Consider the following 24740-nt stretch of genomic DNA (forward strand, 5'->3'; position numbering starts at 1 on the left):
TTACTTGAACTGGCCTCGCGGCAGCCTCGCGCCGCTCAAGCGCAAAAACAAAGGTTCCCGCTTTCGCGGGAATGACCCCGTGGTTGGGGCGAAAAAGGGACCAACCCCTATCCCGTAACCACATCCGTCAGCTTGAAGCTCGCGACGCCGGCGAGCTGGTCCAGCCGTCCGCGCAGGTGCTCGCCGTCGAGGAAGGCCAGGTCCTCGGGCAAATGCAGCTTCAGGATGCCCTTGTCCTCATTCACCGAGAAGCGCACCCGCGGCAGCACTCCGGGCATCGCTGCCGACATCGGATAGCCGACGCGGAAGACAGCGCCGAGCAGCCTGGCCCTTGCACTCATTTCAGGGCCGGACAGCGCCAGCAACGTGGCGTTGATCGATTTCTGCTTGAGCCCCATGTAGCGCACCGCCAGCACCTCGGCGAGGAAGGCACGCCCCGGATGGTCGACGCCGGTGGCCGAGCCGTAGGCGACCATGTCCACGGCCTGCTCGCCGCGATAGTCGGGATGCCCGCGCCAGCCGATATCGGCCAGGTAGCACGCCACCCTGCGCAACCGTTCCTCGTTGGCCGTTTCCTTGATGCCGGCTGCCTTGAAGAGATCGCTGCTGAAGTCGATCAGATCGTCAGCATGCACGGGGGCGCGCGAACGCAGAACATTGATCTGCTCGGCCATCTGCATCAGCGGATCGACCGCCTGCTCCTTCTCGTCGAGCAGGCCATAGAGATAGCCTTCTCGGACACCCAGCGCCGAGAATACCACCTGATCGAACTTGCCGGCCCGCAGCACCTCGAGCAGCACCGCCGCGCCGTATGGTACGAGGTCGCGCCGGCTCGAACTCGCCTGCTCGGCACCGGGATAGCTCTTGCCCGTCGAGGCGGCCCCGATGATCTGCTCGCACAGCTCCATCATGTCGTCCGCCGCGACGGTATAGTGCTGCACCATATGCAGCGGGTAGTTGCGCAGCACCTGGTGGATCTTGGCGAGCGAGCGCCATGTGCCGCCGACAGCACAGAAGGCGCCGCCCTGCCCGACCAGGAGCTTCGATTTCTTCAGCCGGCGCCTGGCCACCGCCTGCGCCTTGGCCGGCTCGTTCCCCGAATCGTCCTGTACGCGGATCACGCCGAGCCCGTGCGTCTCCCCGCTCGCATCCGATCCGCCGGTGATCTTCGACAGCTCGAGGCTGCCGCCGCCCATGTCGCCGACGACTCCGGTGAAGCCGGGGATGCCCGAAATCGCGCCCAGCGCGGCGAAATGCGCCTCCTCGGGACCCGAAAGCACCGACACCTTGGTGCCCATGATCTCTTCCACCGCATCGACGAAGGCCTTGGAATTGCTGGCTTCGCGCACCGCTGAGGTGGCGAGGATATGGGTCGCTCCCACCCGCATCAGCCGCGCCACCAGCGCGAAGCGCTGGATCGCCGTCAGCGCCCGGTCGATGTTTTCGTAGGCAATCTTGCCGCTCTTGCCGAGGCCGCGCCCCAGCGCGCAGGCGGTCTTTTCGTTGTAGAGCGGGGTCAACGCGCGCGAGTGCCGCTCGTAGACAACGAGGCGAACCGAGTTGGAACCGATGTCGAGAACAGCCACGGGGCGGGCGCCCTTGATACGGCCCTGCGCGGTCGGATCAGCGTCAACGCCCCAGTATTGATTCACTCGCTTCTCTCTTCCTTGTCGCGCTTGAGCGCGGTGCCGCGGCCGGAAAGGCTCGGGTTCGTCATGAAGTAATCATGCGCGTTGTAGGGTTCCTTATCCTCCTTGGCCTTTATCCTATCGGAGCTGCCATCGGGAAGCACTTCCCAGCTTTGTTGATTGTCCTTCAGGTAGGCGACCATGGTGCGGTCGAGAATCTGCTCGTGCACCGTGGCGTTGAGAATCGGCACCATCACCTCGACGCGCCAGTCGAGGTTGCGCTGCATCACGTCGGCCGAGCTCATGTAGACCCGCGCCCGCCGGGACGGCAGGGCCGCGCCATTGCCGAAGCAGAAAATCCGGCTGTGCTCGAGGAAGCGCCCGACCACCGACTTCACCCGGATATTGTCCGAGAAGCCGGGAATACCCGGCCTGAGGCAGCAGATGCCGCGCACGATCAGCTCGATCTTCACGCCCTTGCGGCTGGCGTCGTAGAGCGCGTCGATGATCGCCGGATCGACCAGCGCGTTCATCTTCATCCAGATATTCGCCGGCTCGCCGCGTTCCGCGAACTCCACCTCGGCCCGGATCGAATCGAGCAGCGTCTGGCGCAGCGTCACCGGCGAGAAGGCGATCGCTTCCATTTCGGTCGGCCGCGCATAGCCGGTGATGAAGTTGAACACCCGCGCCACGTCGCGCGTGATCGCCGGCTCGGTCGTGAAATAACTGAGGTCGGTGTAGATCTTGGCCGTGATCGGGTGGTAGTTGCCGGTCCCGAGGTGGCAATAGCTCACCAGCTTGCCGTTCTCGCGCCGCACCACCTGGCTCATCTTGGCGTGTGTCTTGAGCTCGATGAAGCCGAACACCACCTGCGCCCCGGCCCTCTCGAGGTCGCGGGCCCAACGGATGTTCGCTTCCTCGTCGAAGCGCGCCTTCAGTTCCACCAGCGCGGTCACCGACTTGCCCGCCTCGGCCGCCTGTACCAGCGCCTTGACGATCGGGCTGTCGCGCGAGGTGCGATAGAGCGTCTGCTTGATCGCCACCACGTCGGGGTCGCGCGCCGCCTGCATCAGGAACTGCGCCACCACGTCGAAACTTTCGAACGGGTGGTGAACCAGCAGGTCCTTGGCCTTGATGGCGGCGAAGATGTCGCCGTTATAGTCCTTGATGCGCTCGGGGAAGCGCGGCGTATACGGCGTGAACTTCAGGTCCGGCCGGTCGATCGAACAGATCCAGCTCGCGTCCGCCAGCCCGAGAAAGCCCTCAACCTCGAACGTATCGGTCGGCCCCACGCCAAGCCGCTCCGAGATGTCGCGGCGCAGCGCGCGCGGCATCTTCTTTTCGATCTCGAGCCGGATCACCATGCCGCGCCGGCGCTGCCGCAGGGCGGATTCGAACTCGACCACGAGGTCGGCCGCTTCGTCGTCGATTTCGATTTCGCTGTCGCGAATGATGCGGAAGGCGCCCGAGCCCGACACTTCGTAGCCCGGAAACATCTTGCCGATGAACAGGTTGATCAGCGTATCGACCGTCACCACCTCGACCCGCCCTCCGGCCGAAAGATCGGCCGGAATTGTGATGAAGCGGTCGAGGTTGGAGGGCACCCGCACGAGGGCCGTGAGCGTCTGCGTCGTCCCCTCGCGCACCATCTCGAAGGCCAGCGTGAAGCCCAGGTTGGGGATGAACGGGAACGGATGCGCCGGGTCCACCGCGATCGGCGTCAGCACCGGGAAAATCTCGTCGCGGAACAGCCGTTGCAGATACTTGATCTGCTCCGGCGTCAGGTCGTCCTGTTCGTGGATCACCACGTCCTTGGCGAACAGGTCCTCGCGCAGCTGCTGCCAGTGATCCTGCTGTTCGAGGTGCAGGTGCTGCGCCAGCGTCGCGATCTCCTCGAGCTGCTCGCTCGCCGTCAGCCCGTCGGCACTCTTGCTCGAGAGCCCGGCCCGCACCTGACCCTTGAGTCCAGCGACGCGCACCATGAAGAACTCGTCGAGATTGTTGGCCGAGATCGAGACGAAACGCAGCCGCTCGAGCAGCGGATGGTTGGTGTTCCCCGCCTCCTCCAGCACACGCATGTTGAACTGCAACCAGCTGACCTCGCGGTTGACGAAGCGGGCCGGGCTCTGCCGCAACTCCGCGGTGTCGGGCGCCTCGACCGGGGTTTCGGCGATTTCGCTCAGGTCATTCATCGTCGTCGGCTTCGCTTTCGAGCTCGAGTTCCATCTGATCGTCGTCGCCGCGCGCCGCGTCGCGCTGCCGCAGCGCCTCGCCGGCGATCGCTCGCGTGATCGCCGTGCCGCGCTCCAGCGCCATGCGATCCATCAGCGCCGCCAGAGCAACGGCTTCCTCCGACGAACGCTCCATGCGGGCCACAAGATAGGCGATGATCCGCGGATCGACCGCCACCTGCCGGTCGCCGAACAGCTTCACGAACATCTGCGACAACTGGATGTCGTCGCTCAGCTCCACCGTGAAGTGCGCGGCGAGTCGGGCCCGCGACTTCAAATCATCGGTTGCGAAGGGCCAGTTGGCAACCGGCTCCCGCGCCGTCATCAGCAGCGGCCGCCGGTCCCGCATCGATTGGTTGATGAGGTGGAACAACGCGGCCTCGTCGTAGCCCGCCCGCTCGATATCCTCGAGCACCAGCGGCCGGTCGCCGCCGTCGCGCGACAGCCCCTCCGCCGTCGCGGGCGTCGCCTCCCCAGCCTCTGCGATCTCGGCCCAGATGCGCGTGAGATGCGACTTGCCCGCGCTCGCCGGCCCCACGATCAATGTCAGCGGTCCCGGCCAGTGCGGGAACGCCAGCACATGCGCATGCGCCAGCTGATTGCCGTCGCCGACGATGAAATCGGCCGCCGCATGCGATGGCTCGTGCCCCAGGTCGAGCGCCAGCTGGCGCCGATCCGGCAGGCCGCTTTCGTCGATCGTCATTTCTGCGCCGCGGCGCGAACTTTCCGCACCGCTCTCGGCGCGGGTGCCGGGGCCGGGGCCGGCTCGGGTGCCTCGTCGGCCCCCAGATAGAGGCTCGACTGCTGGTACTTGGCGAGCGCGTAGCGCGTCAGCACGCCGGTGATCGCGGCCAGCGGCACGGCAAGCAGCAGGCCCACGAAGCCGAACAGCAGGGCGAAGGCGAACAGGGCGAACATCAGCCAGACCGGGTTGATGTTGATGCTCTGCCCCACCAGCTTGGGATAGAGGATGTTCGCCTCGAGAAACTGGCCCACTAGGTAGATGGCGAGCACGATCAGCACGAACAGCCATTGATCCGGCCAGAACTGGACCAGCGCGATGGTCATCGACAGCGCGAAGCCGATCAGGAAGCCGACATAGGGCACGAAGCTGAGCAGGCCGCCGATCAGCCCGATGGCAAGGCCGTAGTTGAGCCCGGACAGCGTCAGGGCCGTGCAATAGTAGATGCAGAGCACGAGAATCACACCGCCCTGGCCGCGAATGACGCCGGCCATGGCATTGTCGATGTCGGAGAGGACGCCACGGATCTCGTCGCGATACTTGCGTGGCAGCAACTCGTCGCCCCGCTTCAGCATCCCCTCCCAATCCACCAGCAGGTAGAAGGCGACGACCGGCGTGATGAACAGCACGGCGATGGTATTGATGACGGTGAGTCCACTGGCCGCGAGGGTCGCGGTGACGAGGCCGGCAAATTCCACGCCGCGCCCGATCAGGTCCGACAGGCTGCCTTCGAGTTGCGCCGCCCGGTCCGGTCCGATCCACTCGGTGAACTGTGGCATCCACTCGCGGATCAGCGCCTGCAGGTCGCTGACATAGGTGGGCAGTCGCGAGACCAGCCCGCCCACCTGCTCCGCCAGCAGCGGCACCAGGGCAAGGAGCAGGCCCATCAGCAGCACCAGCACGCCGAACAGGACCAGCATCGCGCCCCAGCTGCGCCCGATGCCGACGCCCTGCAGCCAGTTCACCACCGGGTTCAGCAGGTAGGCGAGCGTCAGCCCGACCACGAATGGCAGCAGGATCGAGCGGAACACCCACAGCAGCAGGATGGCGGCGACGAACAGCCCGGCCCAGATCATCACCTGGTTTCTCAGGCTCATCGTCCGGGGCGTCTCTTGCGTCACCGAGGTGGAGCGGTTATCAGCGCTCGGCAATTCCGCTACCTCTCAAAGTCTGGCGAACAGCCCATGTCCGACGCGCAAAACGTGCCATCAAACGGGCTCTCGTACAAGCAGGCCGGCGTCGACATAGACGCGGGCAACGCCCTTGTCGAGGCCATCAAGCCCGCCGTGCGCTCCACCCGCCGCAGCGGCGCCGATGCCGAGATCGGTGGTTTCGGCGGTCTGTTCGACCTCAAGGCCGCCGGCTTTGTCGACCCCATCCTCGTAGCCGCCAATGACGGCGTGGGCACCAAGCTCAAGATCGCCATCGACACTGGCAACAATGCGACCATCGGCATCGACCTCGTCGCCATGTGCGTCAACGACATCATCGTGCAGGGCGCCGAGCCGCTGTTCTTCCTCGACTATTTCGCCACCGGCAAGCTCGACGTGACGACCGGCGCCGCCATTGTCGAGGGCATCGCCGAAGGCTGCCGCATCGCCGGCTGCGCCCTGATCGGCGGCGAGACCGCCGAAATGCCCGGCATGTACCACGGCAAGGACTACGATCTCGCCGGTTTCGCCGTCGGCGCCGCCGAGCGTGGTAGCCTGCTACCGCGCGCCGATGTCGCCGCCGGCGACGTGCTGGTCGCCATCGCCTCCTCCGGCGTCCACTCGAATGGCTACTCGCTGGTCCGCAAGATCGTCGAGCTCAGCGGCATCGACTGGTATCTCGAAGCCCCGTTCGAAAAGGGCAGGACTCTCGCCGAGGCCCTGCTCACCCCCACCCGCATCTACGTGAAGCCGCTGCTCTCCGCGCTCAAGGCCGGCATCGGCATCAAAGCCCTCGCCCATATCACCGGCGGTGGCTTCATCGACAACATCCCGCGCGTCCTGCCCGATACGCTGAGCGCTCATGTCGACCTGAGCCGCATCCGCACCCCGAAGGTGTTCTCGTGGCTGTCGCGCGTCGGCGGCATGGACGAGCGCGAAATGCTGCGCACCTTCAACTGCGGCGTCGGCATGCTCTGCGCCGTGGCGCCAGAGGATGCGAGCCGCCTCGTCGAGCACCTGGCCGCCGCCGGCGAGACCGCCGCCGTCGTCGGCGAATTGCAGCCGCGCACCGGCGAGCCGGTGACCTTCGAAGGATCCCTGGCGCTGTGACCGAGCCACGCAAACGCGTCGCCATCCTGATTTCCGGCCGCGGCTCCAACATGTCCGCGCTCATCGAGGCCGCCCGCGCGCCGGACTACCCGGCCCAGATTGTCGGCGTCTTCTCCAACAAGCCCGATGCCGCCGGCCTCAAGATTGCTGGCGCCCACGGCATCGCCACCGCCTGGCGCTGGCACAAGGACTACCCCAGCCGCACCGGCTTCGAGCTTGCTCTCGCCGATGTACTGAAGCTCTGGCGGCCCGACATCATCGCGCTCGCCGGCTTCATGCGCATCCTGACGCCGGAATTCACCGAGAAGTGGAAGGGCCGGCTGATCAATATCCACCCCTCCCTGCTCCCCGCCTATCGCGGCCTCGACACCCACGCCCGCGCGCTCGCCGACCGCGTCACCGAGCATGGCTGCACCGTGCACTTCGTCAGCCCCGGCGTCGATGAAGGCCCCACCATCCTCCAGGCTCGCGTCCCGGTCCTCCCCGGCGACACCGCCGAAGCCCTCGCCGACCGCGTCCTCGCCGAAGAACACCGCATCTACCCCGAAGCGCTGGCGCTCGTGGCGAGAGGCGCCGCGACTTACACGGGTTGATCGGGCAGCCTGGCTGATCCGCGATACCTCCTCACCTACCGGGTCACCCCGGCGCAGGCCGGGGCCTATCCTGAGATGCGTCGATCTCCCACCGTGATCGGTCGCCCTCACGCCGCCTTCGCCCCAGCCCCCCGCCAGATCATGTACACGTTCGCCCGCGCATAGGGCGTCCCCTCCCGCACCGCCGGCTGATGCTCGAAGCCGGCGCTCTCGTAGAGCCGGATCGCCGTGGCCAGTTTCGTGTTGGTCTCGAGATAGAGCTCCCGCCCGCCGATGCGCTGGAACTCGGCAATCGCCGCATCGATCAGCATCCGGCCGATCCCGAGCCCCTGTGCCGCGGGCGAAACGCCCATCTTGGTCAGCTCGAACTCGCCCGGTGATTCCTGCTTGAGCGCGCAGGTGCCCACCACTTCCTCGCCCAGCATGGCGAACAGCACCGCGCCACCACCCTTCAGGATCTTCTCCTCCGGGTTGGTCAGCACCGCGATATCGGCCGGCTCCATCGTGAAGTAGCGCTCCACCCACTCGGCATTGATCCGGTAAAAATGCTCGCGCAGCTCCGGCCGGAACGGCATGATCCGCACCGCCTCGCGCCGGTAGCGCCGCACCTTGAGCGCCACTTCATCCGCCATGCCCGGCCGTGCCACTGTCGCGAGCCCGTCGAGCGTCTGCTGCCCGTCGAGCCCGGCTGCGCGCACCCGCTCCTCCAGCACCTCCTGCATCGCGCGCCATAGCGGCTTGGCCTCACGCACCATCGCCGCCGCCTCCGCCGTCAGCGCCAGCCGCCGCGTCCGCCGGTCGCCGGGATCGCTCGAAGTGCTGACCCAACCCTCGCGCACGAGCTTGTTGGTCAGCTGGCTGATCGCCGAATGTGTCTGCCCCACCGCCGCGGCGATCTCCCCCACCGTCATCGGTCCTCGATCGTGCAGCAGCTTGAGGATCGGGAACCACCGTCCCTGCAGCGGAATGCCCGCCTGCGCATAGGCGGCGTCCGCCATGACGTAGAGCTGGTCGCTGATCGCCTTGAGCTGGCTGCCCAGCGACAGCACGCCCATGTCGGAAAGATAGCTCATTTCAGTCTCGCACCAGATATGTAAGCACTAACATATCTTGTCGCGCGACCGTTCCGCAAGCCGTCGCGAGACGCTACTCGGCCAGCGCGTAATCCGGAGCGTAAACTGTGAGCACCTTCCCCGACCCGGGCCAGCTCTCGCTGCGGACCAACCGCAACGGCACCGCCGGCCGCTCGGCAAACAGTGGTTTCCCCACCCCACCCACGATCGGAAAGAAGGTAATGTGCAACTCGTCCACCAGCCGCCTTGCCAGGAGGTCGCCCCACAGCAGGCGGCTCAACAGCACGAGAATATCCCCCTCGCCGCCCGCCTTCAGCGCCGCGACCCGCTCCGCTGCCATGGCTCGGGGGATGATCTCCGTGTTTCCCCACGGCCCGAGTTCATCTGCCCCCAGCCGGTTCCGAGATCACCAGCTTGGGCCGCTCCGCGATCAGCTCGGCAAACTCCCGCCGCACCGCGCTGACCTCAGGGCTGCCGCGCACCCCGGTCCAGTATTCCCGGTTGCCCAGGAACGCCTTGCGGCTCAGCAGCAGGTAGTCCGCCGCCTTGAGGCGCTCGAGGTTATAGACGTCGAAGCTGCCGTCGGCATGGTAGTCCGGATGAAGATATCGGAACAGCGGCCCGATATCGCCGGCCGGCCCGTCGAACAGCCCGTCCAGCGTCGCGAAATTGCTCACTACGAGTTTGCGCATGCTGTTCTCCCCTTTGGAGCCGCGACGCTATCACCGGAATCGATGGCTCCCATCGCTAAAATCGGTTCGACCGGCACGCCGCCTTGCGCCATCTTCCGCGCCTCACGGGAACAACCCCATGCCCTCGACTCGCATCGAAACCCGCGCCGGCTGGATCGGCGACCGCCACGCCGGGCTGATCGCCGCCGTCCAGCGCGCCCTCGTCGAGGGCATCCGCATCCCCGAGGATGACCGTTTCGTGCGCATCCTCGAATATCCGGCGCACGCCTTCGCGGCAGCACCGGATCGCGGTCCCAACTACACCATCGTCGAGATCTCGATGTTTGCCGGCCGCTCGCACGATGCCAAACGCCGTCTCTACGCCGCGCTGGCCCGCGAGTTCGCCGCCTTCGGCGTGCCCTCTTCCGATCTCAAGATCGTCATCCACGACGTCCCGCGCGAAAACTGGGGCCTGCGCGGGCAGTCGGCCGCCGACATCGAGCTCGGCTTCACCATCGAGGTCTGACCCATGCCGCTGCGCTATTGGCTGCTCATCATCCTGCTCGGCGCCGTCTGGGGCTGTTCGTTCCTGTTCAACGCCATCCTGATCCGCGAGATCAGCCCGCTCTGGGTCGCGGCCGGCCGCGTCAGCATCGGCGCCCTCATCTGCTGGCTGGTCTTCGTCGCCACGCGCAAGAAGCTGCCCACCGATCCGAAGCTCTACCCGCAGTTCCTCGTTCTCGGCATCCTCAACTACGCCATCCCCTTCGCGCTCTTCCCCTTCGCCGAGCAGACCGTCGCCAGTTCCATCGTCGGCGTCATCAACGGCATGACGCCCATGACCACGGTGATCGTCTCCCAGCTCTGGCCCGGCGGCGAGAAGGCCACCTGGAACAAGGTGATAGGCGTCGCCGTCGGCTTTGCCGGCGCCGTCATCCTGTCGCTGCCCTCGTTCGGAATGGGCGCCTCCGGCCAGGTCATCGGCATCCTCGCCGCCCTCGCCGCCACCTGCTGCTACGCCCTGACGCTCAACTATGCCCGCCGCTTCGCCAAGGTCGAGCCCTACGCCGTGGCCTCGGCCTCGCTCACCGGCGCGGCGCTGGTGTCGATCCCCCTGGCGCTGCTTTGGCCGATCATCGCCGGCCTGCTGACCGGCGCGCCTGCCTTCGCCCTCGACATTCCCGTGATCACGCGCATCGAAACCTGGGGCGCGCTGTTCGGCATCGCCGTATTCTCGACCAGCTTCAGCTTCCTGCTCGTCTATTGGCTGCTGCCGCGTGTGGGCGCGACGAATCTGTCGCTCAACACCTTCATCACCCCGATCTCGGCGATCCTTCTGGGCGTGCTGGTGCTGCATGAGCGCTTCGAGCTCACCCACATCATCGGCATCCTGGTGATCTTCCTCGGCCTCGTCTTCATCGACGGCCGACTGGTGAAGGGTTTCCGCAAGGCCCCCGCGTAACCGGACGAAGCCCGCTTTCGCCTCTCCACGCTTGCTTTCCCACCCACCGGGTCGTCCCCGCGAAAGTGGGGATCTCGGTTTGCTGCAGCGCCGAAAACGGAGGTTCCCGCTTTCGCGGGAATGACTCGGTGGCCATTGCCAGGAAACGCGCCGGGGGGAGACCGCGAGGCCGTCCCTACATCACCGACGAGCCGCCCCGATCCTCCGGCTGATCCTGGTCGATCGCCGTCCGCCGCTCGGTCTCGACGATCGTCACGTCCTCGCGCTTTGCCAGCTCCTCGGTAGGGGTCGACACGTCGATCACCATGCCATTCATGTCGCGGATCAGCCCGCGCGTCTGCCCGTAGTCCAGTGCCACGGCCTCCGACACGATCTCGGCGCCCATCTCGCGCGCCCGGTCCATCACCGCGAATACGTCGTCCACCACAAAGGTGAGGTAAGTGCCCTCATGCATGCCCCAGGCATGCCGCGGCGTGAACTCGCTGACCTGGTCGATCAGCCCGATCTGCACATTGGGCTGGCCCGGCGGCGTCAGCACCACGAACCAGTCGCTCTCGTAGATCGGGTCGAGCCCGAACAGCTTGCGATAAAAAGCGACGCTGTCGCCGAGATCCTTGCACAGCACGTTGAACAGCACGCGGTTGAGTACGGACATGGTCGTCTCCGAATAGTCGATAACCCCGCACAACGGCGCGCCCACCCTTGCGGTTCCGTTCAAGTCCGGTTCACCCTGCCCGCTCCAGCCGGCGCGCGAGGCAGAGGGACCCAGCGATGTATGTGAAGACGATTACCCCGGATGAGGCGACCGGCGAGGTCGCCGAGCTCTACAATGCCGAGATCGCCGTAATGGGCACGGTGATGCAGGCGACGAGTTGCTGGTCGGCCCGCCCCGACATGCTGCTGCCCATCGAGCGCCTGCTGCACCAGATGCGCGACGGCTTCTCGCTCGGCCTGCTCAACTTCCGCCTGATCACCTTCATCGCGGCGAAATACGTGCCCTCGAGCTACTGCTCGCACGTCTATTTCCGCTCGCTCTCGGGCATGCTCGGTCGCGACCAGGTGCTCGCCATCCACCGCGACTACCGCAACGCCGGCCTCACCGAACAGCAGGTCGAAATGCTCGCCTATGCCGAGCAGATCACCCGCGACGCCTCACAGATCACTGAAGCCGACATCGCCCGCCTCCGGGCCGTCGAGCTCACCGATCTCAACATTGCCGACATCGCGCTCGCCGCAGCCTACCGCAACTTCATGAGCCGCTACTTCGACGCCGTCGGCGCCACGGCCGAGGCGAGCTTCCTCGACGCGGACCCCGCCGTGCGTGACCAGCTGGCGGTGGGCAAGAAATCGGCCTCAGCGTCGTGAAGGACAGCGCCCTCGACTCGGCGTATGCAGCCCCGAGCACGGAGGGTTTCATGCGCGATTACGTCCGCTGGCACGACGACTATGCCGATCCCACGTCGAACAACTCGGCCCGCCTGCGCCGCGTCCGCGGCCTGATCGCCGCCGAGCTCGACGCCCGCTCCGGCCCGCTGCGCCTGCTCAGCCTCTGCTCCGGCGATGGCCGCGACATCCTCGGCGTACTCGACGAGCGGCCCCAGGATGCCGCCCGTGTTTCTGGCCGCATCGTCGAGCTCTCGCCCGATCTCGCCGAAACCGCCCGCCAGCGCGCCGCCCAGATCGGTGCCGACATCGAGGTCGTCTGTGCCGATGCCGGCGACCCGCGGAACGCCGTCGGCGCCATCCCTGCCGACCTCGTGCTGCTGGTCGGCATCATGGGCAACATCAGCGAGGACGACATCCTCTACCTCGCCGGCACCTCCGCCAGCTTCTGCGCTCCCGGCGCTTATCTGATCTGGAGCCGCGGCGGCCAGTACACCGATCTCAACGCCCGCATCGACGCCAGCTTCGCCGATGCCGGTTTCACCGACCGGCAATTCTTCACCGAACCCCCGCACAAATACGGCCTCGGCACCGCCCGCTGGCCCCATCCCGAGACCCCGGCGCTCCCGCTCGACCGCCAGCTTTTCACCTTCACCCGCTGAGCCTGAGCCCGTCGGAACCAAGATCGCCGGTTGTAAACCGGCCCGCGGCACACCAGTTACGTAGAAGTTCCCGCGCGGTTCGGTCCTTCCGCGTAGCGCAGGACCTTCCCGTTTTCGGGACGAAGGGCGAACGATGACATCGAAGACTTCTGAGCAGCTCCGGGCGGAGTTGACCATGATGATCTACGGGATCGACCCCGCCACGCATCTGGTCGAAGAGGTCGCGGTTACCCGCGGCGGCACCATCACGCTGACGCGTCTCGATCGTCCGCCCTCGAGCTACCGCATCAAGGGCGGCAAGCCGCCGCTCGCCGAGGTCTCCCGCGTCTTCGGCCTCACCGATCTGGTGGCCATCTCCGCCGGCGGCGCGCCGCACCTGCACAATGCCGGGCATCCCTCGCTCTCACGGCTCGAGGACATCGCCGCAAGCCGGCGGCACCAATCCCGCCACGAGACCGATTAGCCGACATGGGGGACCGAACCGTGGACGAGCATAGACCTTTCTCGCACCAGCTGATGGAGGCCGCCGGCCGCGTCGACGACCTGTCGCGCGATGAGCTTTCCCGCCTGCTCTATAAGGCGGCGATCCGGCTGCGGGCAGTGCAGCTGGTCGGCTTGCGGCTCGAGCACGTTCCGGTGTCCGCCTATCACCTGCTGCGTCAGCTCGCCCAGGGCCCCATTGCGATGAAATCGCTCTCCGGCCGCGACGGCGATGCCGCAGCCGCCTTCCTCATCTCGCGCAGCCTCGCCGAACCCGATGACAGCAAGCGGCATCTCCGGATCACGCAGGCCGGCAAGGAGGTCGGCGAGATCGCCGACGAGCAGGAAGGATAGCCGCGGCGCCGATGGGCGTCCGGTGCAAGGCCTTCAGGCCTTGCGGAGCCACCGCAACTTGCCGGCGGCTCCGGGTGTGAGATCCGCTAGAACGCCTCGGCGAGCTTCAGCTGGCATGCCTCGGCCAGGGCGCTGTTCGGCTTGTCCGCGCCGAGCGGCGTGGCCCAGCCAGCCTTCTCCACAATTCCCTTGCGCGAATAGGCCGACGCGTCCTTGAGCGCGGTCATCGCCGTCGCATCGGCCGCCCCGGCGCGATCGACGCAATACGGGATCAGCGCCGATGCGACAGCAGCATTGGCCGCCTTCGTCGCCATGTCCTTGGCCGCGCCACCCGTCACCCAACCACCCCAGTTGAAGCCGATGATGGCCAATGCGATTGCGCCTACACCCACGCCCATCAGGCCGGGTTTCACCCAAGTCGGGATCTGCATTTGAAGTGTCCGATCTTTGTCAGACGAGCGCGCGAAATGCGCGCAAGTTCGACAGGCTATCACGCCACAGGCACTGGATGTGATTTAAAGCTGTAAAGCGCACTTCTTTCACTCGATTTCTGGGCCATAGCCAAGATTTTCAGGGCGCAGGAAAATATTCGGCAATATTTTCCGGACCTTCGCCTTGATTTTGGCCAACTGCATCGCCATCTAGAGAGGACGTTAAGCCATCGTTGGCTTCTGATCGTCCGGCTCGCCGGCTGTTGGTTTCCGTGCTTTGCAAACGTTTAGGCCTCTGCCGCATGTCGCGTCGGAGCAACGAGTGCATTCGCCAAACGGCGCGGCCTCACAATCGAAAGCTAATGTCATGATCAATGGCACCGTCAAATTCTACAATGCCACCAAGGGTTTCGGCTTCATCGCCCCGAGCGATGGCAGCAAGGACGCCTTCGTCCACGCCACTGCCCTCGAGGCGGCTGGCATCATGGGTCTCGCTGAAGGCCAGAAGGTCACCTACGATCTCGAATCCGGCCGCGATGGCAAGATGTCGGCGACCAACCTGCAGCTCGCCTGATTGCCAACGGCCGGACCCTCGCGGTCCGGCCGATCTCCCCGCCACGATGCCCTGAGCCGGGCCCCTACCCCGAAGGGATAGTCCGATGGATGATTTCAACTACGCTGCCGCCGCCGAGCTCTATCCCAGCCGCCGCTACGCCAAATCGGCCCGCGAACAGTACCGCCGCTTCAAGACGGCGGCCGACGCGCTCCAGTACATGATGGAAGACGTGCCCGCCTCCTGGCTGATCGGCTCGTTCCTCGAGGTCGACGAGCGCCGCTACGACGGCGCGGCGATCCGCGCCCTCTACGAGGCCGAGGCATACCCCCTGCCGCGCCAGAAGGCAGCCGCATAGCTGGCCGACCGCCAAGGCTACCCGCCAAAGGAACTCATCATGATCGACAGTCTCGATCCGCCCCAGCCCACCCAGTACACGGCGGGCTTTCTCGCCAACTCCTTCGGCCTCACGCTGAAGCAGGCGCGGGAAATTCTCGACAAGGCCAACGGCGACCGCGATACGGCCGCCGAACTGGCGCGCCGGCTGCGCTACACCCAGCCCTAGCCCGCGGCCCAACCGGCGCGGATTCCGTTCGCGTGACTTCTAGCGACACACCCAAGGATTTCCTGTGCCCGATCAGATCAGACAGGCCAATGCCAAGGCGGCCGCCTTGAAGTACGCGCCCAAGCCCGACGGCTCGGCCATTACTTACGGGTTGATCGCCGTTTCGGTTCTTGCGGTGGCGCTCATCTTCTATGGTGTCTTCTACAGCGTCGATATGCTGGCCCAGCCGGTGGCGCTGGGCCTCGCGGTCCTCGCGGCATTCGTCAGCGGCGTCGGCGTACGCCTCTGGATGAAGCGGCGTCATCGCGTCGCCTATGAGGCCGAGTACGCATCGCGGCAACCGGGCGATCCGAACGCCGGCTGACTTAGCCGTCGAACCCTTCGACAATGGCGAGGTTCGCACTACTCGCCCCCAGCCGTAGCTTCATGCCCTGCTGGTATTCCGCCGAGTTGTAGACCCGGCTCGCATGCTCGTAGCTCGGGAACTCGATCACCACGACCCGCGAATTCATCGTCCCCTCGACCACCTGCCGCTCGCCGCCCCGGATCAGGAAGCGGCCCTCGTTCTCGGCGAGGAACGGGCGCACGAACGCCTGATACGCCTCCGGGTCCGAAACCTCGAGATCCGCTACCCAGTATCCTTTCGGCACGGTCATCTCCCCTTGATCGGCCACCCCATCGGCAGGACCGTACCCCGCCCTGGCAGCCGCGTCGCCTCGCCGCGCACGTATTGATCGTTTCGATCAAGGTTGACGCCAGCCGCCCGCTCCGCTGCATTCCGCGAAACCGCAACAGGAGCATGCGCATGACCACCAGCCGGCCCACCCTGCTCGTCACCGGCGGTACGCGCGGCATCGGCGCGGCGATCGCCCGGCGCGCCGCAACGCTGGGCTACGCCGTCTGCGTCACTTATCGCAGCGACGATGAGGCGGCGGCCGAGTTGCTGCGCGAGCTGGAGGCCGGCGGCACGCGTTGCACGGCGATCAAGGGTGATGTCGCGGAGCCGGATTTCGCCGAACGGGCCTTCGTCGAGGCGGAAGACAGCCTTGGCCCGATAACAGCCCTCGTCAACAATGCCGGCATCACCGGACGCATCGGTCCGTTCGTGGATACGACACCCGAAACCTTGCAGGCCATCCTTGCGGTCAACCTGCTCGGCGCCATGCTGATGTGCCAGGCGGCGCTCCGGCGCTGGCAGCCCGCCGGCATCCGGGGCAGCATCGTCAACATCTCGTCGATCGCCTCGACGCTCGGCGCGCCGCATGAATATGTCGGCTACGCCGCCTCCAAGGCCGGCGTCGAGGCGCTGACCATCGGCCTCGCCAAGGAGGTCGCCAGCACCGGCATCCGTGTCAATGCCGTGGCGCCCGGCACCATCTATACCGACATCCACGCCACTGCCGGCGAACCCGGCCGGCCGCAGCGCGTCGTCTCACGCGTGCCCATGGCCCGCATCGGCGAACCCGACGAGATCGCCAATGCCGTCATCTGGCTGCTGTCCGAGGAAGCATCCTACGCCACCGGCGCGGTCCTGCGCGTCTCGGGCGGCCTCTAGCCGCTCCCCTGCTCGGCCCGGAAGCGCGACGCCCATTCGGCATTGGTGGCATCGGTGAGCTTGGCAATGCCCGGCCTACTCGATGCCGAGCTTTTTCCTCAGCAACTCGTTCAGCGCCTGCGGGTTGGCCTTGCCGCCCGAAGCCTTCATCGCCTGCCCGACGAACCAGCCGAGCATGGTCGGCTTGGCCTTCACGGCTGCCACCTGCCCCGGGTTCGCGGCGATGATCTGGTCGATCACCGCTTCGATGGCGCCCAGATCGGTCACCTGCTTCATGCCGCGCCGCTCGACGATCTCGGCCGGCTCGCCCTCAGGCTCCTCGGCTATGATCACCTGCAGCAGGTCCTTGGCGCCCTTGGACGAAATCGTCCCGGCCGCGACGAGATCGACGATGCCGGCAATCTGCCCCGGCTTGATATGCGTCTCGAACGCGCTCAGCCCCTGGCTGTTGGCAAAGGCCGCGATGTCGCCGTTGACCAGGTTGGCGACTGCCTTGCCGTCGCGCTTGGCGCCGCCGAACTTAACCGCCGCCTCGTAATAGTCGGCCGTCTCGCGCTCCAGCGTCAGCACCATCGCGTCATACGGCGTCACGCCATACTCACTGATGAAGCGCGCCTGCTTGTCGTCGGGCAGCTCCGGCAGGTGCTGGGCCAGGCCATCGATGAAGGCCTGGTCGAATTCCAGCGGCAGCAGGTCCGGATCGGGGAAGTAGCGATAATCGTGCGCCTCTTCCTTGGACCGCATCGAGCGCGTCTCTCCGGTCTTGGGATCGTAGAGCCGCGTCTCCTGGTCGATCGTGCCGCCATCCTCGAGGATATCGATCTGCCGCCGCGCCTCGAACTCGATGGCCTGTCCGGCAAAGCGGATGGAGTTGACGTTCTTGATCTCGCAGCGCGTGCCGAACTCGCCGCCGGGCTTGCGCACCGAGACGTTGATGTCCGCGCGCATGGAACCCTGCTCCATGTTGCCGTCGCAGGTGCCAAGGTAGCGCAGGATCGTGCGCAGCTTGGAGAGGTATGCCTTGGCCTCGTCGGAATTGCGCAGGTCGGGCTTCGACACGATTTCCATCAGCGCCACGCCCGACCGGTTGAGGTCGACAAAGCTCATGTTCGGGTGCTGGTCATGGATCGACTTGCCGGCATCCTGCTCGAGGTGCAGCCGCTCGATGCCGATCTCGATCCGGCCCTCAGGCATGTCGAGGAACACCGAGCCCTCGCCCACGATCGGGTCCTTGAACTGCGAAATCTGGTAGCCCTGCGGCAGGTCCGGATAGAAGTAGTTCTTGCGATCGAAGATCGAGCGCTTGTTGATCTGCGCCTTGAGGCCCAGCCCGGTCCGCACCGCCTGCCGCACGCACTCGTCGTTGATCACCGGCAGCATGCCCGGCATGGCCGCATCGACGAACGACACGTTGGAGTTGGGCGGCGAGCCGAACTCGGTCGACGAACCGGAAAACAGCTTCGATTCCGAGGTCACCTGGGCATGCACTTCCATGCCGATGACGATTTCCCAGTCGCCCGTCGCCCCCTTGATGAAGCTCTTGGGGTTCGGCGTGCGCGTATCGATAAGGGTCATGGGCTCAGGCCTCGAATTGAACCTCGAAGCCATAGTGCGACCTCGCCGACAAGGCAACACGTTCAGGTCGGATCGAGGTTCTTCGGCAGCTTGCTATCAACACGCCCTCAGTCGTCATCCGCGGGCTTGCCCCGCGGACCCATAGGCAGCCCGCTATGCATGGGTGCCCAGGGCAAGCCCGGGCATGACGGTTTCCCGGGAAGGTGGCGCGCCCCAAGCTACCCGCAATGGGCGCAAAGGACTCCGCCTCAGTCCTCGTCGTTCAGCGGACCGCGCCAGGGGTTGAGCCGCTTTTCGAGCCGGATACTCAGTTGCGGATCGCTGCCCTGCCCGCCTTCGCGCTTCAGCACGAGTATGCGGTAGCCCTGGTGCTGGTAGAAATTCACCGCCCGCACGTTGTCGCTCAGCGTATCGAGCTGCACCCGGTCGTTGCCCTCGAGCTCGAGCACCGATTCCATGCGCCTGAGCAGCAGCTTGCCGATGCCCTGGTTCTGCAGCGACGGGGTCACGAACAGGTACGGGATATAGGGCCGGCCGCGGGCCCGCGCGCACCAGCCCACCGGCACGCCATCAATCTCGGCGACGATGGTGCGATCGAGCAGTTCATGCACCGCCATGCCGAGCCGGCGCCTCTCGTTCTGACGGCTCGCCGCCTCACCGCTCAGGAAGGGGCGCAGGTCGCGCTCCCAGGCCAGCAGGGCCAGATCGGTGAGCCGCTCTGCCTCGCTCGCCACAGCCTTCCGAACAGTGATCTCGGTCGTCGTCATACGATGACTCCTGTCGCGCGGGACAGCCGAGCCTAGCTCAGCCGTGCCGCTTGCGCGCAGCGATAATGCCCTTTTCGTAGTTCACATTCCAGTTGATCAGCGTGCGCCAGATCAACTCCGCCTGGTCCTCGTCGAGGTCCAGTTCCTGCGCCCGTTGGCGCTGCCGCGCGATGATCGCTTCGATGCGTACCGGATCGAACGCCTCGTGCGGGTCGGTCTTGATCTCGGCGACACGCGTCACATAGCCATGCCGCTCGGCGAGCAGCGCCAGCAGCTGCTGGTCGATGCGGTCGATCTCGACGCGAACGTCGTCTTTGCTCTGGCACTCGGCGGGGGTTTTGGTCACTGGAATAGTCTCGGCGGGATATCGAACGTTGCTGGTTTGCACCGCGCCGCCGCCGATTGCAATTGGCCTCTGGTCCACTGCCGGTTCAACCGCTATTCATCGCCCGTTCAGCCTGCGCCGTGCATCAGGTCAGCGCTACTGACGGAGTGTCCTTATGTCTAGCCAGCCGGAGATTGCGTAACACCAACGCTACCGCTTGATCGCCTTTCGCGATCAACGAGTTGGCGTTGGGTTTGAAACCAGACGGCCGCCAAGCGCGATGCTGGCGGCGGTCCGTGTTCACACGCACCTCCAAGGCACTGACAATAAATGGATATCTCCCGCGAGGAACAGCGGGTGCTGCACGCGCTCGCACAGGGTGGCGCCATCCACGCCCTTAAGACCGAATCCGGTAAGATCAACGGCATCGAACTCTACAGCCGCGACGGCTGGCTCATGCCCTGCACCCTGGGCATGTTCAAAAAGCTAAAGAACAAGAAGGCCATAGCCTCGTCCGACGGCCGCCCTTACCGCATCACGCGGCGCGGCCTCGAGCTCGTTCGAGCCGAACTGACCAATCGCTGAAAACAAAAACGAGGGGGAATTATCCCCCTCGTTCCAAGCTGTCGTATTCTGCCGGCCTAATGCTGGGTCACGCCGCTCAGTTCGCGGGCAATATGCTCCCACTCGGCAGAAACGCTCGCCGTGGCGCGCTTGCGGCCGGCGCGGCGGTACCAGTAGTCGGCATTGCCCATGTCGGCCTCGATCCAGTGCAGCAACGCATGCACCCAGTCGAACTCGAACGTGCCTTCCATCGACTGCACGATCCGGTGCGCCTCTTCCCATTCGGGACCGACGCGCAGCCCGCCCTTCTTCACCCACCACAGCGCCTGCAGCGGTTTGGACATATCCTTGGGCGGAGCCGACCAGTCGAGGGTGGTGAATACATCGGCCATGGAGCCAGTCCTTTGAAACGAAATCACCGGCCTGACCGGCATTTCGACAAGTCTCAATTTGCGCATGGCGGGCAAATAGGGCTGAAACCGCTAGGCTTCAAGCGGATTCAGCCAACGCAAGGCAGGGCCGGCAATAGCTGCAGACCCCACGACGCCCGCCTTACCACCACTTGTCGGGCGTAAAGTCGATCCCCGCCGAGCGCTCGATCACCCGGCCCGCCGCGAACAGCGTCTCCTCGTCGAACGGCTTGCCGATGAGCTGCAAACCGAGCGGCAACCCCGCCCCGTCCTTGCCTGCCGGCACGGCGATGCCCGGCAGCCCGGCCATGTTCACCGTCACGGTGAACACGTCGTTGAGGTACATCTTCACCGGATCGGCCTTCATGTCCTCGTCGCCGATTCCGAAGGCTGCAGAAGGAGTTGCCGGCGTCAGGATGGCATCGACGCCATCGTTGAACACGGTCTCGAAGTCGGCCTTGATCAGCGTGCGCACCTTCTGCGCGCGGACGTAATAGGCGTCGTAATAGCCGGCCGACAGCACATAGGTGCCGATCATGATGCGGCGCTTCACCTCGCGCCCGAACCCATCGGCGCGGGTCAGCTCGTAGAGGTCGGTGATGTCCTTGCCCGTGTCGCGCAGCCCGTATTTCACACCGTCATAGCGCGCGAGATTCGACGACGCTTCCGCCGGCGCCACGATGTAATAGGCCGGCAGCGCATACTTGGTGTGCGGCAGCGAGATGTCGCGCACCTCGGCGCCCTCGGCCTTCAGCCAGGCAATGCCCTGCTGCCACAGTGCCTCGATCTCGGCCGGCATGCCGTCCATGCGATACTCGCGCGGAATGCCGATCACGAGGCCCTTCACGCCGCGCTCCACTGCCGCCGCGAAATCCGGCACAGCGAGCTGCGCCGAGGTCGAATCCTTGGCGTCGAACCCCGACATCGAGCCGAGCATGATCGCGGCATCCTCGACCGTGCGGGCGATCGGCCCGGCCTGGTCGAGCGAGGAGGCGAACGCCACCACGCCCCAGCGCGAGCACCGCCCATAGGTCGGTTTGATGCCCACGGTGCCGGTCAGCGCCGCCGGCTGGCGGATCGAGCCGCCGGTATCCGTCGCCGTCGCCGCAGCGCACAGCCACGCCGCCACCGCCGCCGCCGAGCCACCCGACGAGCCACCCGGCACCAGCTGGGCATTCGAGTTGGCGGACCGCCACGGGTTGATCACCGGGCCGTAATAGGAGGTCTCGTTCGACGAGCCCATGGCGAACTCGTCCATGTTGAGCTTGCCCAGCATCACCGCGCCGTCGCGCCACAGATTGCTGGTCACCGTCGATTCGTATTCCGGCTTGAACGCATCGAGGATGTGGCTCGCCGCCTGGGTATGAACGCCCTTGGTGGCGAACAGGTCCTTGATGCCGAGCGGCACGCCCTCGAGCGGCCCGCCCTGCCCGGCCGCGAGCTTGTCGTCACTCCGCTTGGCCTGTGCCAGCGCCTGCTCTCCGGTCACCGCCACATAGGCATTGAGCTTGGGGTTGGCGCCCTCGATCGCCGTGAGGTAGGCGCCGGTCAGTTCGCTGGACGAGAAATCCTTGCGCTTCAGCCCATCGCGGGCAGCAGCAAGGCTCAGGTGGGTAAGGTCGGTCAATTCAGGCTCGCGGGAAGGACGCGGGAAAGGTCCCGCCGTTCCTATAGTTCTGTTGCGATAATCGCAACATTGCGTGCTGACGTTGCGATTATCGCAACATCGCGCAACGGATCACGCAACAGCAGGCTGCCTGATCCGCTTCTCGAAGAACACCGACCACTCGCTCTCGGGATAATCGAGGAACGGCCCGCGTTCGTTGAAACCCGAGTTGGTGTAGAGCCGGTGCGCCCCAGCCATGCCCTCGCCGGTGCCCGTCTCGAGCAGGAGCAGCGACATGCCCTTGTCGAGCGCCAGCGCCGTGATCGCATCGAGCAGCGCCGAGCCGACACGCTGACCGCGCACCGACGGGCTCGTGTACATGCGCTTCACCTCGCCCGCCTCGGCCGAGATCACCCGCAGCGCCCCGATTCCCACCGCCGCGCCGGCCTCGTTGCGCGCCACGAACACAGTCGTGTCGGCATCCGCCATCTGCTCGACGGTCATCTTGAACTGGAACTCGATCGGCGACAGCGGCAGCAGGTGCTCGTTGAGCTCGTGCACCAGCTGGCGGATATCGTCCTGCAGCGGCGTCTCGATGGCGATGCTGACGGCCATAGCGCTTACTCGACGACCTTGGGCACCATGAAGAAATTGTCTTCGGTGAGCGGCGCGTTCTTTACGATCTTGTCCGGATAGCCGCCGTCGGTGACCTTGTCGTCGCGCCGGCGCAGCTGCATCGGCGTCACCGAGGTCATCGGCTCGACACCTTCGACATTCACTTCGCCGAGTTGCTCGACAAAGCCCAGGATGGCGTTGAGCTCGTCCTGGTACTTTTCGACCTCGCTTTCTTCGATCCGGATCCGGGCCAGGCGCCCGATACGCTTCACGGTGGCAGCATCAACCGACATGGGTCACTCCGAAAGTCACATTTTGCCGCCTTCTAGCAACGGAAAGCGGCGGAGAACAACGAAATCCCTTGATGGGCGCCATCAAACTTCCAGCGCCAACCCGGCCTCGAGCGAAGTGAGTCCCGTTCCGTCCAGTCGATCCTTCAGCACCGCAATCGCCCGATCGACGATAGCCTCCGGCGCGGCAACCGCAATCAGCTGCGGCCCGATCTCGTCAAGCACGGCCTCCGCCAGCCGATCGGCCTCATCCCCGAACACCACCACGACAGCATCCCGCCCCCAGCGCCCGACCCGCGGCAAAGCGCCGGTCACCAGCAGCAACGGCGCCTCGCCGGCCACGGAAACAATCGCTCCGCCTTCGACGCCGAGTACCTGCACCGGAGCCGCCTCATTGAGCATCGTCCCGGCCCGCTCCGGCTGCCAAGCCGCCGGATCGACCCGCTCCAGCCCCTCGGACATGGCAAAGACCCGATCCGCCCCCGAAACCAGCTCGTCCGGATCCACCCCATTTGTCCCCGCCGGATCGCAGACGAGTATACTGCCGCCGATATGAACACGGACGGTCGTGCCGCCAAACCAGGTGAGTTTCATATGACCGGCAATGGACCTAACTGGCCTTCTTCTGATGCTCGATAAGATACCGAACGGCCAGACCTACCGTCTCAGGAATCGGCTTGTCACGGCGGTAGTCTGCGATCAAACGCCTAGACAACCCGAGACGCGCAGCCATGCCCTCCAGAGTGTAGCCAAGCTCATCCATGGCCGCACGGAACTCCGTATTAGCAAGAGCAGTCGGAGCCAACCTTTCAAGCCAAATAGCAGTAAGCTCCGCGCCGTCTGCCCATTCAATTGCGTTGCCGTCCTCGTTGACCTGCAGAGTCCTGAACAGCTCATCATCCGTACGCAACTGCAGAAATATACGGCGGCTGGCCAATGCCGGCGCGACATCAATATCCTGCGCAACACCGCCTCGCCACACGATGCGCACACGGCGACCGTCGAGGGCTTCTGCACTTTCAATCCGGGGAAGCGGGGCTTCCTCGTAAAGGTCGTCAACGCTCATTCTGCCTTTTCCACTCGCCACGCACGAAGTCCAAGTTAGCTTGGATCCATGCCAGCGCGTCCGAGATTTCCCGACGATAACGGACGCCCTTGATGATTGACAAATCGTCCAGACTGACAAGGACTTCGAGATCCGGCGAAATGACATGACAGTGCCACGGATAGTGGTCGTCGGCGTAGACCTGTATTTTGAGCTTCCCGATCCGTTTGATGGTCGACATCCCTGCCCCCACAGGAATAGTGCACCAATTGCACTTTCAAGATCGACGGATCGGTGTAAACACGCAACCGAGTTAGACTACCTATGTAATGCTACGTACGTCATCTCGCATAGGCAGATGATCACGTTTTGTTCCTCCACGCAACAGGTGTCTTGCCGTGCCGGTAATTGAAGCCATCTCCCTCCTCCCCCCCACCGGCAAACTCCTCGGCCTCGACCTCGGGACCAAGACCATCGGCGTCGCCATCTCCGACGGCATGCGCTACTCGGCCACCCCGCTCGAAACCATCCGTCGCACTAAGTTCACCGAGGATGCGAACCGGCTGCTCCAGCTGATCGCCGAGAACACCGTTGTCGGCCTCGTGCTCGGCCTGCCGCTGAATATGGATGGCTCGGAGGGGCCGCGCGTCCAATCCACCCGCGCCTTTGCCCGCAACCTCGCGCAGAAGACCGATGTCCCCATCGCCTTCTGGGACGAGCGGCTTTCCACATCCGCCGTTACCCGCACCCTGATCGAGGCCGATGTCCGCCGCGACAAGCGCGCCGAGGTCGTCGACAAGCTGGCCGCCAGCTATATCCTGCAGGGCGCTCTGGAGCGTCTCCGCAGAGGCGCGCTGTAGCCGGATCACATACGTGGAAAATGCTGCGTGAGGCTGTAC

The 24740-nt window shown here is 65.3% G+C and carries 35 protein-coding genes; 15 read left to right on the forward strand and 20 right to left on the reverse strand.

Annotated elements, in window-relative coordinates:
* Positions 1 to 107: 107 nt before the first annotated feature.
* From AC3A6I_RS10310 to AC3A6I_RS10325, 4 genes are read right to left on the reverse strand one after another with little or no spacing between them, the layout of a single operon-like run.
* Positions 108 to 1652, reverse strand: coding sequence for a Ppx/GppA phosphatase family protein (locus AC3A6I_RS10310; RefSeq protein ID WP_487543593.1), 1545 nt, complete (start codon positions 1650 to 1652; stop codon positions 108 to 110).
* On the reverse strand, positions 1649 to 3820 hold the full coding sequence (locus AC3A6I_RS10315) for an RNA degradosome polyphosphate kinase (protein WP_487543594.1): 2172 nt from the start codon (positions 3818 to 3820) through the stop codon (positions 1649 to 1651). Before AC3A6I_RS10315 ends, AC3A6I_RS10310 begins: the two co-directional genes overlap by 4 nt.
* Positions 3813 to 4562 carry a P-loop NTPase family protein gene (locus AC3A6I_RS10320; protein ID WP_487543595.1) on the reverse strand — a complete coding sequence of 250 codons (750 nt, stop codon included), beginning with the start codon at positions 4560 to 4562 and terminating at the stop codon, positions 3813 to 3815. Before AC3A6I_RS10320 ends, AC3A6I_RS10315 begins: the two co-directional genes overlap by 8 nt.
* Complete coding sequence (locus AC3A6I_RS10325; protein WP_487543596.1) at positions 4559 to 5698, reverse strand: AI-2E family transporter; 1140 nt, start codon at positions 5696 to 5698, stop codon at positions 4559 to 4561. The genes AC3A6I_RS10320 and AC3A6I_RS10325 overlap by 4 nt, the downstream gene beginning before the upstream one ends.
* Before the next feature lie 87 nt (positions 5699 to 5785).
* Here AC3A6I_RS10325 and purM point away from each other — a divergent pair, with 87 nt between their 5' ends.
* Positions 5786 to 6862: a phosphoribosylformylglycinamidine cyclo-ligase gene (purM, locus tag AC3A6I_RS10330; protein ID WP_487543597.1), complete on the forward strand. Its 1077-nt coding sequence runs from the start codon at positions 5786 to 5788 to the stop codon at positions 6860 to 6862.
* A gap of 50 nt (positions 6863 to 6912) precedes the next feature.
* A complete protein-coding gene (gene purN / locus AC3A6I_RS10335) occupies positions 6913 to 7455 on the forward strand; it encodes a phosphoribosylglycinamide formyltransferase (protein WP_487545013.1) in 543 nt (180 codons plus the stop codon).
* Positions 7456 to 7562: 107 nt separating this feature from the next.
* Here purN and AC3A6I_RS10340 read toward each other — a convergent pair whose 3' ends face one another.
* The 3 genes from AC3A6I_RS10340 to AC3A6I_RS10350 all read right to left on the reverse strand — a co-directional run bounded on the left by AC3A6I_RS10340 (position 7563) and on the right by AC3A6I_RS10350 (position 9220).
* A complete protein-coding gene (locus AC3A6I_RS10340) occupies positions 7563 to 8528 on the reverse strand; it encodes a bifunctional helix-turn-helix transcriptional regulator/GNAT family N-acetyltransferase (protein WP_487543598.1) in 966 nt (321 codons plus the stop codon).
* 73 nt (positions 8529 to 8601) lie between these two features.
* Positions 8602 to 8868, reverse strand: coding sequence for a dihydrofolate reductase family protein (locus AC3A6I_RS10345; protein ID WP_487543599.1), 267 nt, complete (start codon positions 8866 to 8868; stop codon positions 8602 to 8604).
* Positions 8869 to 8908: 40 nt separating this feature from the next.
* Complete coding sequence (locus AC3A6I_RS10350; RefSeq protein WP_487543600.1) at positions 8909 to 9220, reverse strand: hypothetical protein; 312 nt, start codon at positions 9218 to 9220, stop codon at positions 8909 to 8911.
* Between the two features lie 118 nt (positions 9221 to 9338).
* Here AC3A6I_RS10350 and AC3A6I_RS10355 point away from each other — a divergent pair, with 118 nt between their 5' ends.
* A complete protein-coding gene (locus AC3A6I_RS10355; RefSeq protein WP_487543602.1) occupies positions 9339 to 9725 on the forward strand; it encodes a tautomerase family protein in 387 nt (128 codons plus the stop codon).
* A 3-nt stretch (positions 9726 to 9728) separates the two neighbouring features.
* Positions 9729 to 10661: a DMT family transporter gene (locus AC3A6I_RS10360; RefSeq protein WP_487543604.1), complete on the forward strand. Its 933-nt coding sequence runs from the start codon at positions 9729 to 9731 to the stop codon at positions 10659 to 10661.
* A gap of 175 nt (positions 10662 to 10836) precedes the next feature.
* Here AC3A6I_RS10360 and AC3A6I_RS10365 read toward each other — a convergent pair whose 3' ends face one another.
* Positions 10837 to 11316 carry a VOC family protein gene (locus AC3A6I_RS10365; protein WP_487543605.1) on the reverse strand — a complete coding sequence of 160 codons (480 nt, stop codon included), beginning with the start codon at positions 11314 to 11316 and terminating at the stop codon, positions 10837 to 10839.
* A 116-nt stretch (positions 11317 to 11432) separates the two neighbouring features.
* Here AC3A6I_RS10365 and AC3A6I_RS10370 point away from each other — a divergent pair, with 116 nt between their 5' ends.
* From AC3A6I_RS10370 to AC3A6I_RS10385, 4 genes are all read left to right on the forward strand, one after another.
* Positions 11433 to 12026, forward strand: a complete 594-nt coding sequence (locus tag AC3A6I_RS10370) for a carboxymuconolactone decarboxylase family protein (RefSeq protein WP_487543606.1) — start codon at positions 11433 to 11435, stop codon at positions 12024 to 12026.
* 50 nt (positions 12027 to 12076) lie between these two features.
* Positions 12077 to 12706, forward strand: a complete 630-nt coding sequence (locus AC3A6I_RS10375) for a hypothetical protein (protein WP_487543607.1) — start codon at positions 12077 to 12079, stop codon at positions 12704 to 12706.
* Between the two features lie 175 nt (positions 12707 to 12881).
* Complete coding sequence (locus AC3A6I_RS10380) at positions 12882 to 13169, forward strand: hypothetical protein (protein WP_487543608.1); 288 nt, start codon at positions 12882 to 12884, stop codon at positions 13167 to 13169.
* Between the two features lie 5 nt (positions 13170 to 13174).
* Positions 13175 to 13540, forward strand: coding sequence for a hypothetical protein (locus AC3A6I_RS10385; protein ID WP_487543609.1), 366 nt, complete (start codon positions 13175 to 13177; stop codon positions 13538 to 13540).
* Between the two features lie 86 nt (positions 13541 to 13626).
* Here AC3A6I_RS10385 and AC3A6I_RS10390 read toward each other — a convergent pair whose 3' ends face one another.
* A complete protein-coding gene (locus AC3A6I_RS10390; protein ID WP_487543610.1) occupies positions 13627 to 13971 on the reverse strand; it encodes a hypothetical protein in 345 nt (114 codons plus the stop codon).
* Between the two features lie 367 nt (positions 13972 to 14338).
* On the opposite strand from AC3A6I_RS10390, the gene AC3A6I_RS10395 reads away from it, so the two are divergent.
* The 4 genes from AC3A6I_RS10395 to AC3A6I_RS10410 all read left to right on the forward strand — a co-directional run bounded on the left by AC3A6I_RS10395 (position 14339) and on the right by AC3A6I_RS10410 (position 15453).
* Positions 14339 to 14545: a cold-shock protein gene (locus AC3A6I_RS10395; protein ID WP_487543611.1), complete on the forward strand. Its 207-nt coding sequence runs from the start codon at positions 14339 to 14341 to the stop codon at positions 14543 to 14545.
* An 85-nt stretch (positions 14546 to 14630) separates the two neighbouring features.
* The gene (locus AC3A6I_RS10400) at positions 14631 to 14882 is read left to right on the forward strand and encodes a hypothetical protein (protein WP_487543612.1); all 252 of its coding nucleotides are present in this window, start codon (positions 14631 to 14633) and stop codon (positions 14880 to 14882) included.
* Between the two features lie 39 nt (positions 14883 to 14921).
* Positions 14922 to 15089 carry a hypothetical protein gene (locus AC3A6I_RS10405; protein WP_487543613.1) on the forward strand — a complete coding sequence of 56 codons (168 nt, stop codon included), beginning with the start codon at positions 14922 to 14924 and terminating at the stop codon, positions 15087 to 15089.
* Positions 15090 to 15153: 64 nt separating this feature from the next.
* A complete protein-coding gene (locus AC3A6I_RS10410) occupies positions 15154 to 15453 on the forward strand; it encodes a hypothetical protein (protein WP_487543614.1) in 300 nt (99 codons plus the stop codon).
* 1 nt (position 15454) lies between these two features.
* Here the strand turns inward: AC3A6I_RS10410 and AC3A6I_RS10415 are convergent, their stop codons facing one another.
* Positions 15455 to 15739: a DUF1330 domain-containing protein gene (locus AC3A6I_RS10415; protein WP_487543616.1), complete on the reverse strand. Its 285-nt coding sequence runs from the start codon at positions 15737 to 15739 to the stop codon at positions 15455 to 15457.
* 155 nt (positions 15740 to 15894) lie between these two features.
* Between AC3A6I_RS10415 and AC3A6I_RS10420 the strand changes: the two genes are divergently transcribed.
* Positions 15895 to 16644, forward strand: coding sequence for an SDR family NAD(P)-dependent oxidoreductase (locus AC3A6I_RS10420; protein ID WP_487543617.1), 750 nt, complete (start codon positions 15895 to 15897; stop codon positions 16642 to 16644).
* 75 nt (positions 16645 to 16719) lie between these two features.
* Here the strand turns inward: AC3A6I_RS10420 and gatB are convergent, their stop codons facing one another.
* The 3 genes from gatB to AC3A6I_RS10435 all read right to left on the reverse strand — a co-directional run bounded on the left by gatB (position 16720) and on the right by AC3A6I_RS10435 (position 19332).
* Positions 16720 to 18219 (reverse strand): Asp-tRNA(Asn)/Glu-tRNA(Gln) amidotransferase subunit GatB, encoded by a 1500-nt coding sequence (gene gatB, locus AC3A6I_RS10425; RefSeq protein ID WP_487543618.1) that lies wholly within the window; start codon positions 18217 to 18219, stop codon positions 16720 to 16722.
* Between the two features lie 248 nt (positions 18220 to 18467).
* Complete coding sequence (locus AC3A6I_RS10430; RefSeq protein WP_487543619.1) at positions 18468 to 18986, reverse strand: N-acetyltransferase family protein; 519 nt, start codon at positions 18984 to 18986, stop codon at positions 18468 to 18470.
* A 37-nt stretch (positions 18987 to 19023) separates the two neighbouring features.
* Positions 19024 to 19332 carry a chorismate mutase gene (locus AC3A6I_RS10435; protein WP_487543620.1) on the reverse strand — a complete coding sequence of 103 codons (309 nt, stop codon included), beginning with the start codon at positions 19330 to 19332 and terminating at the stop codon, positions 19024 to 19026.
* Positions 19333 to 19641: 309 nt separating this feature from the next.
* Here AC3A6I_RS10435 and AC3A6I_RS10440 point away from each other — a divergent pair, with 309 nt between their 5' ends.
* Positions 19642 to 19896, forward strand: a complete 255-nt coding sequence (locus AC3A6I_RS10440) for a YjhX family toxin (RefSeq protein ID WP_487543621.1) — start codon at positions 19642 to 19644, stop codon at positions 19894 to 19896.
* A gap of 56 nt (positions 19897 to 19952) precedes the next feature.
* Here the strand turns inward: AC3A6I_RS10440 and AC3A6I_RS10445 are convergent, their stop codons facing one another.
* From AC3A6I_RS10445 to AC3A6I_RS10475, 7 genes are all read right to left on the reverse strand, one after another.
* Positions 19953 to 20267: a hypothetical protein gene (locus AC3A6I_RS10445; protein ID WP_487543623.1), complete on the reverse strand. Its 315-nt coding sequence runs from the start codon at positions 20265 to 20267 to the stop codon at positions 19953 to 19955.
* 160 nt (positions 20268 to 20427) lie between these two features.
* The gene (gene gatA, locus AC3A6I_RS10450; protein WP_487543624.1) at positions 20428 to 21912 is read right to left on the reverse strand and encodes an Asp-tRNA(Asn)/Glu-tRNA(Gln) amidotransferase subunit GatA; all 1485 of its coding nucleotides are present in this window, start codon (positions 21910 to 21912) and stop codon (positions 20428 to 20430) included.
* 111 nt (positions 21913 to 22023) lie between these two features.
* Positions 22024 to 22506: a GNAT family N-acetyltransferase gene (locus tag AC3A6I_RS10455; protein ID WP_487543625.1), complete on the reverse strand. Its 483-nt coding sequence runs from the start codon at positions 22504 to 22506 to the stop codon at positions 22024 to 22026.
* Positions 22507 to 22511: 5 nt separating this feature from the next.
* A complete protein-coding gene (gene gatC, locus AC3A6I_RS10460) occupies positions 22512 to 22799 on the reverse strand; it encodes an Asp-tRNA(Asn)/Glu-tRNA(Gln) amidotransferase subunit GatC (RefSeq protein ID WP_487543626.1) in 288 nt (95 codons plus the stop codon).
* Between the two features lie 81 nt (positions 22800 to 22880).
* Positions 22881 to 23390 (reverse strand): hypothetical protein, encoded by a 510-nt coding sequence (locus tag AC3A6I_RS10465; protein ID WP_487543627.1) that lies wholly within the window; start codon positions 23388 to 23390, stop codon positions 22881 to 22883.
* A gap of 16 nt (positions 23391 to 23406) precedes the next feature.
* On the reverse strand, positions 23407 to 23862 hold the full coding sequence (locus tag AC3A6I_RS10470) for a hypothetical protein (RefSeq protein ID WP_487543628.1): 456 nt from the start codon (positions 23860 to 23862) through the stop codon (positions 23407 to 23409).
* Positions 23852 to 24082, reverse strand: coding sequence for a DUF4160 domain-containing protein (locus tag AC3A6I_RS10475; protein ID WP_487543630.1), 231 nt, complete (start codon positions 24080 to 24082; stop codon positions 23852 to 23854). The genes AC3A6I_RS10470 and AC3A6I_RS10475 overlap by 11 nt, the downstream gene beginning before the upstream one ends.
* A 157-nt stretch (positions 24083 to 24239) precedes the next feature.
* On the opposite strand from AC3A6I_RS10475, the gene ruvX reads away from it, so the two are divergent.
* Entirely contained in the window at positions 24240 to 24701 is a 462-nt protein-coding gene (gene ruvX / locus AC3A6I_RS10480; protein ID WP_487543631.1) for a Holliday junction resolvase RuvX, read from the forward strand.
* Positions 24702 to 24740 lie beyond the last annotated feature (39 nt).

This window comes from Devosia sp. Soil_C_22 (genome assembly GCF_057657195.1).